Source organism: Cytophaga sp. FL35, from assembly GCF_014349235.1.
Taxonomy (GTDB): domain Bacteria; phylum Bacteroidota; class Bacteroidia; order Flavobacteriales; family Flavobacteriaceae; genus Euzebyella.
Window position 1 is genome coordinate 40,492 of record NZ_JACSOH010000028.1, and the last position, 17,030, is coordinate 57,521.

The 17,030-nt window shown below is 38.8% G+C and carries 11 protein-coding genes; all 11 read right to left on the reverse strand.

Annotated elements, in window-relative coordinates; translation table 11 throughout:
* Positions 1 to 361: 361 nt before the first annotated feature.
* On the reverse strand, positions 362 to 1,876 hold the full coding sequence (locus tag BIZ36_RS17615; protein WP_187459212.1) for a glycosyl hydrolase family 28 protein: 1,515 nt from the start codon (positions 1,874 to 1,876) through the stop codon (positions 362 to 364).
* 34 nt (positions 1,877 to 1,910) lie between these two features.
* Positions 1,911 to 4,037 (reverse strand): glycosyl hydrolase 115 family protein, encoded by a 2,127-nt coding sequence (locus BIZ36_RS17620; protein WP_187459213.1) that lies wholly within the window; start codon positions 4,035 to 4,037, stop codon positions 1,911 to 1,913.
* A 27-nt stretch (positions 4,038 to 4,064) separates the two neighbouring features.
* Positions 4,065 to 4,904 (reverse strand): sialate O-acetylesterase, encoded by an 840-nt coding sequence (locus tag BIZ36_RS17625; RefSeq protein WP_187459214.1) that lies wholly within the window; start codon positions 4,902 to 4,904, stop codon positions 4,065 to 4,067.
* 7 nt (positions 4,905 to 4,911) lie between these two features.
* Positions 4,912 to 5,901 carry a mannonate dehydratase gene (locus BIZ36_RS17630; RefSeq protein WP_187459215.1) on the reverse strand — a complete coding sequence of 330 codons (990 nt, stop codon included), beginning with the start codon at positions 5,899 to 5,901 and terminating at the stop codon, positions 4,912 to 4,914.
* A gap of 17 nt (positions 5,902 to 5,918) precedes the next feature.
* A complete protein-coding gene (locus BIZ36_RS17635; protein WP_187459216.1) occupies positions 5,919 to 6,662 on the reverse strand; it encodes an RraA family protein in 744 nt (247 codons plus the stop codon).
* A gap of 1 nt (position 6,663) precedes the next feature.
* The gene (locus tag BIZ36_RS17640) at positions 6,664 to 8,139 is read right to left on the reverse strand and encodes a GH39 family glycosyl hydrolase (protein WP_187459217.1); all 1,476 of its coding nucleotides are present in this window, start codon (positions 8,137 to 8,139) and stop codon (positions 6,664 to 6,666) included.
* A 19-nt stretch (positions 8,140 to 8,158) separates the two neighbouring features.
* A complete protein-coding gene (locus BIZ36_RS17645; protein ID WP_187459218.1) occupies positions 8,159 to 8,989 on the reverse strand; it encodes an SDR family NAD(P)-dependent oxidoreductase in 831 nt (276 codons plus the stop codon).
* A 6-nt stretch (positions 8,990 to 8,995) separates the two neighbouring features.
* On the reverse strand, positions 8,996 to 10,402 hold the full coding sequence (uxaC, locus tag BIZ36_RS17650; RefSeq protein ID WP_187459219.1) for a glucuronate isomerase: 1,407 nt from the start codon (positions 10,400 to 10,402) through the stop codon (positions 8,996 to 8,998).
* Positions 10,399 to 12,075, reverse strand: coding sequence for a sodium:solute symporter family transporter (locus tag BIZ36_RS17655; protein WP_286174936.1), 1,677 nt, complete (start codon positions 12,073 to 12,075; stop codon positions 10,399 to 10,401). Before BIZ36_RS17655 ends, uxaC begins: the two co-directional genes overlap by 4 nt.
* A 99-nt stretch (positions 12,076 to 12,174) precedes the next feature.
* Complete coding sequence (locus BIZ36_RS17660; RefSeq protein WP_187459221.1) at positions 12,175 to 13,857, reverse strand: RagB/SusD family nutrient uptake outer membrane protein; 1,683 nt, start codon at positions 13,855 to 13,857, stop codon at positions 12,175 to 12,177.
* A 16-nt stretch (positions 13,858 to 13,873) separates the two neighbouring features.
* Positions 13,874 to 16,891 carry a SusC/RagA family TonB-linked outer membrane protein gene (locus tag BIZ36_RS17665; protein WP_187459222.1) on the reverse strand — a complete coding sequence of 1,006 codons (3,018 nt, stop codon included), beginning with the start codon at positions 16,889 to 16,891 and terminating at the stop codon, positions 13,874 to 13,876.
* Between the last annotated feature and the right edge of the window lie 139 nt (positions 16,892 to 17,030).

The window sequence follows — 17,030 nt, forward strand, 5'->3', positions numbered from 1 at the left end:
CTCCTTGATTATGTAATAATATTCTATTCAAGAAACTGATTCTGTTTTATAGAAACAAAAATTTCCAAAAAGTCACCTAATGATATATAAAATTGTATTTATTCTTAATATGGATAGAAAATTGAATCCTTTTTTTGAACTTTCCTCTAAGTTACGATTTCTGAATTATCAATTGTCGAAAATGGGGAAGGCTATGTGGGTTACAGAACGACTTTAAACTCATAGGTTAATTATTCTTTTCACATATTAATTCTTTAAACCAATATATCACTAAAAGAATTAAGCGATTTTCAAAAAACTACACAGACAAGGCCTTGTCTTGCTAAAATCTAGGGTGAGTTAATTCTAGAATCCCAAATAATTATCTTATAGTTATATTTGTTGTGTTTTCAACAGAAATCCGGGCCTCTTCAAGACTTTTCATTCTCTTGCCCCCAAAAGTCAAATTTTCAATAGCGACCCCCTTGATACTATTTTTATGATCCCAACCTTTTATCAAAGAAGGTATAACCTTTTCTGAAACTACTTGAATGTCCTTAAAAATTACATTTTCAATATGCCCTCGGTTTTTAGAGTAAGAAGACCTCTCATTTTGTGGCAAATAAAGCCATTGACCTCTATTATCGTTTGCGTCGGGATCTCTAAGAGAATCAGGAATATTAAACCCAAAACGTCTAGAATATTTAGCAGGAATGTCAATACTATAAATCGATAGTCCGATATAAAGATCAATTAGTTCATCACGTGCATCCTCCACACGTACATTTTCGAAAGTTACATTTTTAACTGTGGTATTTTCAGCATTGTGAATGCTTAATGCTGCCCCCCGCTCAACTCGGATAATATCGCAATCTCGAAAAGTTATATTTTGGACGAAATCACCCTTTAGTTCGAATCCAACTTCTAGGGCGTTGCCACCTCTAGCGTTCCACAAAACGGTTTTCTCAATTAGAATATTATCGACTTTCGGACTACCCCGCCGACGGACAATATCGGGTTGTTTGCTTTTTACAGCTATACAGTCATCTGAACTACGAATAAAGCAATTTTTAACTTCAACGTTATGACTGGCCTCTATATCGATTCCGTCACAATTCGCACGCCACCCAGTCTGTTTATGATTATCTATTACTACGTTGTCACAGCCCCGTGGGTGCAATGTCCATCCCCAAGCATCATGAATTTGAACATCTTGAATTAATACATCCTCACACTCAGTTAGAAGAATGGAATTGACTTTTAGAGTTTTTCTCGTTGATTGATCTAAGATACCGCTTCCTAATATTTTAATATTATTTACATTGTCGGCCGTCACATAGCCTTGCACAATAGCACCAGGTTCTAAATACAATGTCTCGTTATCATACAACCTAATTTCTCGAGCATCGTAAATCTTACCTGCTTCGTAATAACGAACATTGGGGTCTTCTTTGCTAGGGACATTATCACGTTCTGGACTGGTAAATAAAAAAAGTGGTCTTTTTATATCATTGTCAAATTCAATACTCAGATTCATTGCCGTGGGAATTGAGAAAATGACCTTGTTTCCCTCAATCTTCGGTTTGATTCTGGCATTTAACGGACGAACAACAACATCTTTAAAAGGTTTTTTGCTAACTACAGTAACTGTGCATTTACCGTTAACAATGGCATACGACATTGCCGCAATGGTGCCCTCCAAAACAGGTAGTTCTTTCCCTCCTGCTGTAACGTAAAAATCTTGAGCACGGGGATATTCCTCCGAAAAATTTGGCACTATCACACTTTCGGGTGAAAGTTGCGTAAAGGCAATATTTATACAAAGAATTCCAAAAACAGAAAGAGTATGTTTTATAGCTTTTCTATAATTCACTTCAAGAAAATTGTGTTTTGTCATACTTTATCTTCTGCTTTTTAAAATCGTTTATATACTAAATTTTCTCACATACCTTCTCCAAAACCTCATATGTACGTGCTTTCATCCCATCGGTATTCATCTTTTTATCACCTCTATACCAGTTTTCCCAATTCCCTTGTGAGCCCAGTTTTTTACCTTCGTCTATGAGTTCAAAAGCCTTTATGGATTCTTTTAATTCGCTGGATACCTGCTCCCAATTTTGGTTGTTACCCAAGGCTATTTGCGCTTTAATACAACCTTGTAGCCATTTTCCCAGGCCAAATAAAATTTTGGTCTGTCCAACCATATTGGACTCGAAAAACGAAAGAGAATCTCCGCTTAATTTTTCTTGTTGCTCTTTAGCAATTACTAAAGTGTAGGACAAAGAATCTACTTGTTGGGTCAACTGAAACAATTGATTATGTAAGTCTCCTTTGGCTCTTGGATATGCATTGGTTAGGCTGGCAGAAAAAGGATCAACTTTTTTCGAATTTTTCTTTTCATTAACTTTTATTCCATCCAAGATTTTTTCTATTTCGTTCAAAATTCGAAACCCCATTAATTTCTGAAGACCGTCAAGAAATAGTGGGTATTGTGTGTCATTTGTAAGAGTATAAGAATCAAAGAGCTTTTTATAAGCCATATAGGTTCCTTCTGGAGCATCTGGAAAACGCTCGACGCACCAATTCATAATATAATTGGCAGAATCAAAACTGTCCATCTGCCATAACATTTCTGAAGAGGCTTGAAGTGCCAAAGTAAACTCTCTTATGTTAGAAACGTTCATGATGGCATAGGTATTAGAATTGTATTCCATAGCCTCCTTGAATTGAGCGTAAGTTTTTGATGGAGGTACCGCCTGTGTCAAGTGAGGACCTGAACTCCAAAGTTGATGATGGTAATACACCCCGTACAAAGAACTGGGAAGTCTTTTGGTCTCGTAAAAATCCTTTTGCCAAACCCAACCTGCGCTGTTATCTGAAAATATAATCATCGCGTCATTGGGAATGTCTAAAATTCCCTTTTGATAAAAATAAGATCCCTCAGCCCAGAGTGTCGTGGACAACAAAGGATTATCATCACCTGTGATATCCTGGATGATTTCCTTCTGCACATGCATGGCATCGGAAATGATTTGGGCCCTTACCTCATTAGATTGAGGAACCCCAGGATCGGCAAGCCACATAGGTCTGTCCGCAATACCCCTTAACCCAATTTGCCAAATGACATCAGGGTATTTCGCCCACCTTTTAGCGTATTCCCTCCAAGTTTCCATTAGTTTTTCCTTTTCACTATAAAAACTGAACAAGGGTTTCTCGCCTTTTTCTTTCCAATAGTTCTGATACCCAAAAGCACTTACCCCCAAAGGTTCGATGTGATGCATAGAAATATATAAACCTCGTTTTGACACCTCTGCAACTAACCGTTCCTCCTCCGGATTTCTAATATCTATAAAGCTGGCTGGGATTATCAAATTATAGCGTAAGCGAACAGCTGCCTCGGCAACTTCTTTGATTAGGGAGGTATTTACCACCTGTCCATAATAAGGATAATCAATATTCCGTGCCCCACCACTTTCCTTAAATTCGCTCAGTAAATCCTCATCGTTAATAAACCAACCACGAAACTTAAAGTCGGGTTCCCCACTTACGTAATCGATGTTTTCTAATTCTATTTTATTTCTTTTTTGTGGTTCGTAACCAGTCCAAAACCTTAAAGGATCAACGCCTAGTTTCTTCTCCAAAAAGTAATATATCCCGAACATAGTACCACGAGGATTACTACCAATTATATTTAATCTTGATCGTATACCGTCTTGTGAAGTATATATCAGATACCTCTCCCATGAACCTTCTATGACAGAGAGTTTATCCGTATTCAAAATATTCCGTATTACCGTATCACTTGCTGTTCCTATTACTATACAGTTACCGATACAGTTTTCTATGGAAGTTGCTATTTTTATATTCAATCCTATAATCTGCTCAACATCTTCAATTAAGTCTTTAACGGCAAGTCTAACGTATTCGGGCTCGTTTTGATTTAAAAAGATTGTGATGTTCGTATCCTTAGAAAAAGTAAATGGAAGAGTCTTTGTTTTACACTGAATGGATGATAATATAACGCTAATTAATAATAAAGGCTTCAGTATGCTTTTCATAAAAGAATCTAAAAGTTTAATTACTGTTTAATTCTTGCCTAGATTTAGTACTGCTTGAGCATACTCCTTTCCCAAAGCTCGGGCAGACTTTGAATCCAAATGGGTTCCATCCCCTTTATCCTTCGCATTTTTTAATTTGACCACCTCGTAATTTTTAACTATATCTTTTAAGTCTAGTATAGCACTATTAACTGCTTGTGCATATCTGTTCACTTGCCGCCTACCCTGTACTTTTTTTACAACTTTAAATTTTGACAATAAGCCTGCAACAAAAGGAAGATTGTCTATACCCAAATCCTTCCTAAATCTTTCTATAAGCACATTTAATTTTTGTTGATAGTTATTAGCCCCTTCTTTATTACTATCACTTTCACCTTGATTCCAAATTATCCCTTTCAATTCTCCGGACCTCATTGCAGATAGGGCACGATCAATTGCCTGATCATAGGGGTACAATTTGGTCTTTGTATCAAAAGCACCCGGCTCCCAGAGACTTATACTTGTACCCCCCACCGCTGCAGGGATTAGCCCTACAATAATAGTAGTATCCCTTTTTACTAATTCCCTAGCGAAAGATAATCCTGGTCCCATACCAACAATGCTCTTGTCTACTCTCAAGGGTTCCTTCGCAATTTCCCATTGATAATCCTGATTAAATCGAAGAATTCTATTGTGGGGAATAGTGTCGGATGGCTCTATAGGAGAACTACCAGCCATATTGGATTGACCCGCTAAAAGATACAGATGTACTTCTTTTGACTCATTTACGGGATTAACAATCTCTCGAACCCTTGGGGAAATTGATGTCTGGGCCGTCCCAACTAAAGTTAATGACACAAAAACGCAGAAAAGATACATTCTTAACATAGACCTTTTATTTGAATACTGATAAATTAGTCGAGGCTTCAGAGGCATGAATCAACCCCTTTATGTAACCTATACCAAAAAGATTGCCTTTCATTTCATAGCCAACATTTTTATTGTCCTCTCCGGCCATGGTAGGTACATGGTCTGATCGTATCGGACCCTCAAAACCAACTTCTGTATAAGCTTTCATCATCTTAAACATGTCGGTAGGTCCATTATCATGAAAGGTTTCCCTAAAATCTTTTGGAGTTCCCTGCACATCTCTGATATGAACAAAGAATATCTTTTCGTTGGCACCGTGTTTCTCGATCATTGACGCCACATCCTCGTCCATTGTGGTAAAAGTACCTTGACAGAAGGTCAATCCATGGGAGGGGCTTCTAGAAAGTGATAGGGCCCTGTCCATAGCTTGGGCCGAAGTTAATATACGGGCAATTCCGTGTACCGGACTTATTGGTGGATCATCAGGGTGCAACGCCATTTTAACATTATTAGCCTCTGCTACAGGCATTACCTGTTCGATGAACCACTGGTAATTTTCCCAAATTTGCTCTTCTGAAAAAGTGCCCCATTCGGAAATAGGTTCTTTTTTGGCCACTTCATAGTTAAATCCGCTGACAATCGCGCCACCTCTTTCAGGAATGGCGTGATGGGTTCGGTACCAGCCAGTGGCCATAAAATTGTAACACAGCAAGGGAACACCAAGACGACCCATGTTTTCAAGCATCCTTTGATACCTCTCGATGTCTTTTTCCTTTCCATCTAAACCCAACTTGATACGGTGCATGTCAAACTGGTCTCCCTCCAGTCCATAGAGCTGGAATCCGTTTTCCTCAAATATTTCCTTTGAACGGGCAAAGGAATCGTAATCGTCAATCGAAGGGTTTCCAGTAAGTTCAGGGGCCAACTTGGCAATGGCATAGTCAATACCCATTTGGCGACAGAGCTGCCATTTTTCATCAGGACTATTTCCAAAAAATAAAAAAGAGAGTTTCATAACAAGCGTCGAATAATTTAAAAGTATCCCCCTTTATCTGAGATTTCCTTTGCTGATTGGCCTTCCTTTACCCAACCAAAAATTTTCTTTTCGTTCTCGCGTATTTCTTCCGCCCGTATTAATACTTCGTAAGCAATATCTCTTGGAACAGCAAGTACGCCATCTACATCGCCTAAAATGATATCGCCCGGCTTAATAAAACATTTATCTATCTGAATGGGTACTTGGTAATCCGTAATAAGACATCGGCCCAAACTACCATTTGAAGAACGATATTTGTAAAAAACCGGAAAATCCGCCTCTAAAATTTGATGGGTATCTCTAATACCACCATCTACGCAAGCTGCTTTTACTCCTTTTTCTTTAGCTGTTGCGGTCATTACCCCACCCCATGAAGTAGATTCTTCATCTCCGCTAGTGTCGTAAATAACGAAGGCATTTTCATGCATCTCATCAAGCATTTTAGTACGGAATTCCATTTCTCCGCTTACCCTTGTGCTAGATGAACTTTTAACGGTGAAAGCAAACCCCGCTACAGTTTGATAATTTTTTAGAGCCTGTATTCGGATGGGTAGGGCTTGATTCAATAAAGTAAACTCTCTAAGCACATCACTTATAGCTCCAGTATATATTTTTTCATAACGGCTTAAAAGCTCCTTGTCAGCTATAGGAAACTTTTTCATTGATACTCCCTCTCTAACTTCAATCAACTTTTCGAGGTTCATCATTCCGACTTCTTTCTTATAATCTTCTACACTCATCTTACTCAGGTTTATTTTTATCAGATTTTAATTTAATCAGGCTCTTTTCTGCAATTAAAATTGGGGAATCATAAATTGGAATGTTGCTAAACTTGTAATACGTTCCTTTTTTGGTCCAATCTCTTTTAGGAATTTCATACACCTCACCGGTACGCATATCAACATAGACGGGCTCGTCAAAATTCCCGTTCGAAAATTCAAAATCAATAGTGGTCTTTTTTGTTGAGTCGTTTGGTGTGTCACCATTTTCCCAAATAGTCACAACCTGATAATCGGAACTGTCAGCTCGGTATCCGTAAACGGAAAGAGAACCTGAGGTATCAGTTACATATGGATAATTGGGAATTCGCTTTAGAGAGTGGTCGAAAATGGACGTTAAATTTTGATAAGCAAAATAGGACGGTTTTAAGTAATCTACTGTATTATCCTTTTTAGCTTTAATAAGTCCCTTGGTATTTACCGTATATATTGGATTTTTCAATTTAACCACTTTTCCATTTTCTTTACCTAAGACGCGAACATAATTCATATCAATTATTGTAAAGTACAAGGAAGGGATATCTCTACCAAGATCTCCCAGTAGTTTTCTTAATAACCATTTTGATTGAGAGGTTTCTGTCCATGGATAATTTTTTAGTGCGTAATAGCTTTGGTTTTCTGAAGGACAACCTAATTCGCCCTGTCCTATAATAATATGGTCTGAGTAAGTTTGAATCAGGTGTTGAATCTTCTCATATCTAGGATATATCTCTTCCGGTCGGTAAGTATAACCATGAAGTGTGATTACATCAACCAAATGTAGCTTGTTAGCTTTCTTGAGATAATTTAGGAATGGAGCTACATATTCTATTTTAATGTGAGCCAATGAAAGCGCATATATTTTTGCTTCAGGAATTTTCGATTTTATAATTTCTGCAGTACGTACGAAAAGTTTAGAGTACGCCTCTGGCGTATTTTCCGAATTAAGATCACTCTCGTTCCAAATTTCCCAAATTTTAACCCTACCCTTATATCGATTTACCAGTGCCATAACCCACTGGTCCCAAGCTGTCAAAGCTTCCTCTGATACCGGAAAGCCTCCAGAAAGATTGGGCATTCCGCCTCCTTCGTAAATAGGATTTCCATAAGATGTTTGCAACCAGGGTTCCACGCCTTGTGCAATTACTTCATCAATAATTTTGTCAAGCCATTCAAAGTTATATTCACCCTTTTTGCGCTCACATTTAGCCCATCCTGCTTGCAGTCTAATTTTTTTGGCTCCCGTTGCTCCTAAATATTGCTTCCATTGGTCAAAATCTGTAAAATCACGATCCATTGTTTCACCTCCTATAGACCAATTAGAAGCAGTTATTTCGTTTGAGCTACGAGGTTGTAACAGTCCAATCGAATTATAGGTTATAGCTTGTTTGTTTTGAGCATAAGAAAGCAACCCTATTAGGGCGACAAATAGATGACTAATCCTAAAATATGTTTTCATAATAAATATTTTTGAAATATTAAACTCCTGGGCTGGACAAAAAACCCCCGTCTACAGGTATAGTTATACCTGTTACGAATCCGGCATTTTTTTCATCAATCAACCAATTCATACAACCTATGAGTTCGGAGGCTTCGCCAAAACGTTTCATTGGTGTTTGCCTTAATATGTTTTGCGCACGTTCCGTTTGGGAGCCATCTGAGTTAAACATTATCTTTCGGCTACGATCATTCAAAAAGAAGCCTGGGGCAATGGCATTTACACGAATATTTGCAGGTGCCAAATAGGCCGCCAACCATTGTGTAAAACTTTCGATTCCAGTTTTAGCCATTGCATACGCTGCTACCCTTGTAATGGGCCTGTAGCTGGTCATCGAAGCAAAATTGATGATGTTGCCCTGCTTATGTTTCGCCATACTCTTTCCAAACACAAAACAAGGTATAACAGTTCCCATCGTGTTGATTTCTACAACGTTTTGAAAAACCGTCATGTTTAGATTAAAAAAACCTTTTATCTCAGTATCATGTTCTAATTCACGTTCATCAAATTCTGTTATATTGGGAAGTGCATCATTTTGATTGCCTCCTGCACCGTTAATAAGCAGTGTACAAATACCTAATTCATTTTCAACAGTATCTTTTGCGGCCTTCATAGCTTCCTCATTCGCTACATCTCCGCATACAGAAATGGCAATGCCTCCTTTGATTTTAATTTCGTGCTCCACAAGTTTTAATTTCTCCTCGGTTCTACCTAAAAGCGCCACCTTATACCCTTGTTTGGCCAAATCTATTGCCATCGCCGAACAAAGAGTTCCGCCCGCTCCAGTTACTACTGCAACCTTATTTTCCATATATAATTAGTTAATATTTAGTATCCATTTTTTTGCATTCCTAAAACAAACATCCTCTATCAATTCTTTTAAGATGAACAGATCATTTGGAAGTAGCCCTTGCTTTACCCAGGTTGACATAAAACCACAGAAAACCCTTCTAAAGTATTCGTGTCGAGACATCGACAGAAAACTGCGTGAATCCGTAGTCATGCCAATTGAATTGTGTAAAAGCCCGTGACTGGCTAAGGCCTTTAACTGATTTATGATGCCTTCATAGTGGTCATTATACCACCAAGCTGGCCCAAATTGAATTTTTCCCGTTATACCATCTTCTGAAAAAGATCCCATTATTGAAGCAAAAGCAGCATTATCGACTGGGTTCAGATTGTAAAGTATAATTTTTGGCAAATCGCCGTTTTTATCCATTACATCTAGTGCTTGAACGAGTGTCGAAATATTCGTTGGGCTCCCAATTGAAGCGTAACCACCTGCTCCGCCGACCAATTTCTTTAATTGTGAGCTGGTCTTTCGTTGAGCTCCGATATGTAACTGCAAAATCCAATTCTGTTTAGCGCAGGCTCTTCCAACCATAACTAATAGATAGGATTGTAAAGAAATAATATCTACGTCACTTAGTTGTTCCTCTGATAAAAATCGCTTGAAAATTGAATCAACCTTTGATTTATCTACGTAATGGAACTCGAAACCTGAATCCAAAGCCTGATCGGCAAGCTTGCAGCCGGCTTCTGAAAAGAGTTCAAATCTTTTTAGTATTGCGGCTTCGTAACTATCCAAATCTTTAATTTTAATTTGAGAAAGATTTTCCAATACTTTATGCCACTTCTGAAACTCCTCAGGTTTATTCACTATACTATCAGTACGTAACGAAGGTAGAACGGCAACTCCTTTTTCGGAGGCCTTTTTATGTATAGACACGTCGTCAAGTAGATCATCTGAGGTGCAAAGTGCTTCCACATTAAATTTTTTGAGTAATGAAATAGTAGAGAGCTTTCCAGAATCAATCTGCTTTTGGCATTTATTCCAAATTTCAGCAGCCGAACTTTCATTAAGTGGTGAATCAATATTAAAAGCCCTTTTTAGTTCGAGATAACTCCATTGATAAAGTGGATTTCCTAATGTTCGTGGAAGAGTTTTAACCCAATTCAAATATTTGTCATAATCAGTAGCAATTCCTGTAATTCCATCTTCGGGAATACCGTTAATTCGCATAGCGCGATGCTTATATGGATCAGACACCACCCACATTTTGGATAAATTTTCCGGATGAGTGTCGTTGGCTATCATCGATGGGTCTAGATGATTATGAAAATCAATAATTGGTAATTGCTGGGCAAAATCAAAATATAATGACCTTGACAGGTCATCGGACAATAAAAAATCCTTGTGAATATATGGGGTCATCTCTTTCATTTTTTTGATTTATATGAAAATTTATGGCTTCCAGTTGTTAGCCACTTTAAGATTATGGCCAGTAGGATGCAGCCTCCACCAATAGCCAAAGCAATTTTTCCACTTTCCATTCCGAAGGAAGGTATACTTACCGCACAAAATAATAGTCCAGATGCTCCAATGGCAATTGAAAAAAGATTGGCTAATGCCCAACGAAATTTAGAATCTGGTTCGTCAATTTCATTAGGACTCAAGGGAGTCTGTATTTTCTCAAAAAAATTATTGACCCTTTTTTTATAATTTTCTTTGGAACTTAGCAGAAATCCTGAAAGGAAGAATATGGTAATACAACTTACAATTTGTATTAATGTCGCCAATTCCCAAGAGAAATCGCTTGACGACGTCAAAATCAATCCTGAAAAAATACCTGCCAAAACAGTAAAAAAGGCGCCGACAGAATTTGTTTTCTTGAACAATAGTCCCAATACAAGTGGAATGGCTAAAGGTATCGCAAAAAGTCCTGTCAAGATTTTATTAGCCTCAAAAGCCCCTCCGAGTTTTCCAACAAATAAGGACCCGGCAACGACAATGGCACCAACTAATAATATATTTAAGCGAGCCGCAAAAATTAATTGTTTTTCTGTGGCACCAGGGTTGATCAGGCGTTTATAAATGTCATTGGTCAATACCGCGGACATGACGTTGAATTCTGAGTTTAAAGAAGACATTGTGGCCGAGAACATGGCGGCAATCATTAAGCCTAACAAACCTGCAGGGAGCAAATGTACTGCCACGGCTACATAAGCTTGCTCCGGGTCCTCAAGCCCAGGCAAAATATCGGCTGCCGCAATTGCTGGAAGTAAGAATATTATGGGAAATATCAACAATAACGCTGCCGAAAAAAAACCTAATTTTCTGGTAGCATTTTCATCTTTTACACTGTAGAATCGCTGAATAAAGACCCAATTTCCATTGTACTTAAAAAGAATCATTACAAAATAAACCATTAGCCATAACGGTTGGCCTTTAGGACCAGAAAAGAACTCAAAATGACTGGGGAGCTTATCCATCAAAATGGCTAGCCCTCCGGTAGCCTCCAGGGATAGAGGTACTAACAATACGGAAACAAAAATTAAGATAACAAATTGCAAGGTGTCCATAACCACTACGGCCCATACCCCACCCACTATGGTAAAAAGTGTAGTTATGGCTCCGGAAAAAATGATGGCCTGCACAAACGTCAAATCCGTGGCGGTAACTAAAAAAATACCCATAGCATACTGCCGTACCATGTTATCTAGAAATCGCATGCCCAATCCTGTCCATCCAAATAATTGACGAATATTAGCATTAAATCGTGTTTCGAGATATTCAACCGGAGTGATGATTCGAGACCGAACCCAAAGTTTCCCTATAATCAACGCAGCAAACACAAAGGGTATAACTGCACTCCATAATACAGTCACCCCAATAAGCCCATCCTTATAAGCAATACCTGCGTAAGCAATAAAAACAAAGGTGCTGAGTGATCCCATAAAATTACTGATACCAGAAATCCCCCATGGAATGGTATTGCCTCCCTTGAAGTATCCCTTTATGTCTTTTACGAACCATCCGAAAAATAGCCCAACACCGGCCATTAGTAGTAAGTAAATTCCAATGGAAATATAATCTAACGTAGCAAGTTTGCTCAAAATAGAAATGTAGTTAAAAGTTGTTACGCGCATTAAGTTTATAAAACACCCCGGAAAAATTTTTCCCGGGATGTAATAAACTAACTAAACAACATATTTTTAATAACCCGGATTTTGTTCAAGTTTTCCATTTATATTGGCCTCAATTTCTTTAGCTGGAATAGGCCAGATATTGTGGTGATCAAGAATATCATCTGTGTTCAAATCATTATATAGTCTTACCCTTTCGACTAATTTATCTACTCTTTGTAAGGTAATCCTGCGCTGTTCTTCCATAGCAAGTTCCCGTGCTCGTTCATCCAGAATAAAGTCGAGGTCCACTTCACCAGGAGTTACAGGTAAAGCATTTGACCGTTCGCGTATGCGATTTATATCGGCAGCAGCGTTACCCATTTCACCTTTGCCTAGATAGGCTTCAGCGCGTAATAAATAAGTCTCTGCCAATCTAAGATAATATGCATCCGAAAATGTAGGTCCCGCACTATTTTTCAATATGTTCAATGTTGGGTCCGCTATAACGTTGGCCGGATGATTACCAGGTGTTGTGACCTTACTCAAATGAGGATACCATCGCCAATCTTGATTTAGTAAAGTTGGACCTGGATTATCCTTCGCACTTTTTCCAAACCAAGCAGATTCCGGATTATCATATATAACATCTCGGACGTAATTGTGTGGTGCGTTACGAATGTCGTTATCAAAATTATCTAACCAAAGGTCATCTTCAAAAAAGGCGGTTGGCCTTAAGAAGGAAACACCCCTACCTGCAACATTCAAGTCGGATCTGGGGCCCAACATACCGGGGTTGCCATCAGGGTCGTTCAAGGTCCAGGTCACAGGAGAATGGTATCTTTCATATAAATTACCTGAATTTTCATCGGTGGTCAGCAATCCGCCCGGAATATCATGTTCAATTTGGGCGACCCAAAGAGATTCTAAATTTCCGCTTGAACGGTTTTGATTGCCTCTTCGGAACAAGTCCCAATAAACGTCACCTGGCATTTCCCCTGCTCGCGATCCAAACCTATCGGTCATCAAAGCTGTGGAGGGATTTTCTATAACTACCGATGCCGCTGCTATGGCTTCGTCAAAATTGTCCAGAGAAATGTAAGTCTCGGCTAACAGGTGTTGGGCCACCAAGTTGCACAGTTTACCATCGTCCACTTCCGCAATATCAGGTAGATTGGTTGCGGCAAAAGTGGCATCAATTATAATCTGGTTCAAAACATCATCTTTCGAGGCCCTTGTAAAATCGGTCTTGGGCTCTGAAAGTTCTTCGAGTACTAAGGGCACACCGCCATACAGATATACCAAATGACGGTAAGACAAAGCCCTGAACAGTCTGGCCTCCCCTTCAACCCTGATCTTTTCTTTGTCAGTCAGTTCCGAATTGTCCAACTTCGCAATTATGGTGTTCGCGTTGGCTATTATTTTATACCATCTATCCCAATGCCATTCGGGTACGCTACCAGTAGGGTCCAATGTAGAAACATAATTTCCAAAACGCCTCGCTTCTTCCGTATCACGAGCATTTTTTAATATATCTGTACCCCATTGGTAGGAGAAGGAAAAAAAACCACCACTATCCCCAGTATAGAAAATATAACGGTACTTGGCATATAAGTCTGCCAAGGAACTTTCAAAGTTTTCCAAAGTCACGAAGGAATTGGCCGGATCAAAGAAATCCAACGGTTCCTCTTTCAAAAATTCATCCTCACTACAGGAAACTGCAATGAATATCGAAATAGAAAGTATCAGTGTTCTTTTGATATATGTTTTCATCTTAGCTATTTTATTGTTAAAAGGAGATATCCAATCCGAAGGTTACACTTTTCATAACGGGTAGGCCACTATTTGAACTGTCAAGTCCTTGTCCCGTTTCGGGGTCCCAACCTTCCCAATCTGTCCACGTGACTAAATTCTTTCCACTCAAAAAAAGTTTTAAATTTTGGATTCCGATATTATCTAAAACATCCTGCGGGAGGCGGTACGATAAGGAAACATCTTGCAAACGGACAAAACTTCTGTCAAAAAATCTTTGAGCAGTGACAGGTGCATTAACTCCTAGACGCCTATAGGTAGAATTTGGATTAAGAGGTGACCAATAGTCTATATCTGAAAATCGGTTGTTGTTTTGTGCATTTCCAAAAGAGTCTTGCAAATCAGGATTGTTTCTTCCCAAATATCCGTCACTACCTCCCTGAATTGAATTAATAAAGAATTTGAAAGCAAAGTTTTTATAGCTTAGTGAGTTACTTATACCAAACTGATAAGCAGGCTCTTCTCTCCCGAGAATTCTTCTGTCCGCGTCCGGAGTAATATCACCACTATTGTCTAAATCTACCAATCGTTGTAACCCTGGGCTCCAACCATCGGGAATGTTATCATCGTCTACCTGATAAAATCCGTCTACTTCATAATCATAAATGGTACCTATAGATTCCCCAATGAACAAACCGTTGGCAATAAGGTCATCTTCCCGGCCATCGCTATCAGCGTCAATACCTAAGAGTTCAACAATTTCATTTCGATTAGATGCGAAATTGACGCCAAAATCCCAATTGAACTGTTCGGAACGGACTGGAGAAAAGCTTAAGGTAAATTCCAACCCCGTATTTTTTATTTCCCCCACATTAGACCGAATAGAACTGAAACCGCTTAGTTCAGGAAGAATAAAATCCCACAAGAGGTCCTTCGTTCTCGAATTGTAATAATCAATTGAACCAGAAGCCCTGTTTTGAAAAAAACCAAAATCAGCACCTATATTAATACCATCGGTACGCTCCCATCTCAAATCAGGATTGGCCAAAGAAATAACTGTTTGTCCATTTACTGTTGTGCCTCCATCTCCAAAAAGGTAGCGTGATTCTGGAGGAGTTTCTAATCGCGATAGTGAGCTATATTGTGATGTAAGATTTCCATTGCTACCGTAACTACCTCTTAGCTTTAGATTGGTAACGGCTTCTGAATTGGCAAGAAATTCTTCATTTGAGATAACCCAGCCCAATCCAATCGATGGAAATAGTGCAGTTTTGTTATTTTCGGAGAAACCACTAAATCCGTCTCTGCGCAAACTAGCGCTTAACAAATACTTTCTTTTAAAATCATAGTTGATTCGTCCAGTCTGCGCGGTATAGCTTTCCTTAGAAGCATCGGAAGATATTCTTTGTATAACGGCCTGCTCCAAACTATTGTAGGATAGCGCCAGATTCCCAAATCCTGAGCCCTCCGCCATTGTCTGCTCATAATCTATAGTATTTAAACCTACGACCAAGGTCGCCTTAAAACCATGGTTTTCATCTTGGCCATAACGTTTGTCAAAAGTTAAAATATTATCAACTAATACATCGTGGGTAGAGGAGGTTTCTTTGAATGCACTACCGGTTAATCCCGCACCATAGATATTGGAATTACCACGTAATGACCACCGATAGTTATTACTATAGTTAACTCTGAAATTTAGGCCATCAACTTGAGGTATATCAATAGAGGCGTAAAATATGGCCGAAATATTATTTAAATTATCTCTGTCATCTGCCGAACTCGCCAAAAAGGGATTGACTATATTGTTTCCTAAAGGATTGATAATATACTCTCCTTCTTCATCACGGGGGGTTACTAGCGGATTCATTCTAGCCAAGGCATTTAATCCAGGATTCACACCAGAAAAATCGGAGAAGGTTCCAAAGGTATTTGCGCCAATGGTTAGCCAATCAGTGATTTTGGTATCAATATTGACTCGAACTGTTTGCCTGTCGTAATTATCGTTGGTAATCCAACCTACCTGATTTGTCAAACCTGCTGAAATAAAATAGGAGGTTTTATCCGAACTGCCTCTTATACTCAATTGGTGGTCTTGTGTATATCCAGGATTTGTGGCAGTACCGAACCAGTCGAAATCAGTTCCATTGCCAACACCTTCAAAAGAGGTAGGATTAAAAACCGGATCAACCCCTGGTGACCAAGCAGGATTATCCTGAGTGTAATCAGGTGCTAAGTATCCATTTTCCCAGTCAACATCTCGAGCTGACCTAAGAAATTCATCCCTATTGTTGGTCCTTCTAGTATTCGTCGGGGTTTGAACTGCATAGAAAGTTGAGTAATTTATTGTTGGCCTCTGGGTTGATTTACCACTCTTTGTACTAACAATGACAATGCCATTTGCTGCCTGTGCGCCGTAGATTGCTTTGCTGCTAGGATCCTTTAATACATCTACTGATTTAATATCCTTTGGATTTAGGTCATTAAGTCGACCTCTATAGATGACACCATCAACTACAATTAAAGGGTCTTGACTACCATTTAAAGTAGACCTTCCCCTAATTTGAATGTCAGGTTCTGCACCGGTAGTAGAGGTTTGCCCCACCGTAATACCTGGAAGAGAGCCTTGTAATGACTGTAAAACACTTGTATTTGGGGATTCTTGAAACTGTTCAAGGTCTGCGGATACTATTGCACCCGTCAAATCTTGCTTTTTCTGAGTACCATAGCCTACCAAAACAACTTCATCAAGGGCCTGAGCATCTTCTTCAAGAGTAACATTCAAATCAGAAATATTGACTGCTGAAATTTCTTGAGTACCAAAGCCAATTGAACTGAATACCAAAATGGGGGTTTCCGTGGTTACTTTTATCGAATATAATCCATCAAAATCGGTGACTGTGCCATTGGAAGTTCCTTTTTCAACAACGTTAACACCGGGCAACGGTTCTCCATTGTTTGAAGTGACCTCTCCTTTCACTGTTGTAGTTTGTGAATGTATTATTTGAGAGCTAATGAACATGCAAATAATGAATGAAAAGAATAATTGATTCATACCATTTAGTTTTGAGTTTAATCAGTTATAAATTGAGTTGACAAAGTTCCGTGTGCGTTAACGGGATTAGATAAAAAAAATATGTTGGTCGGATTTATCTATTTATCAATTATAAAATGAAATTTTTTCAGCATTAATT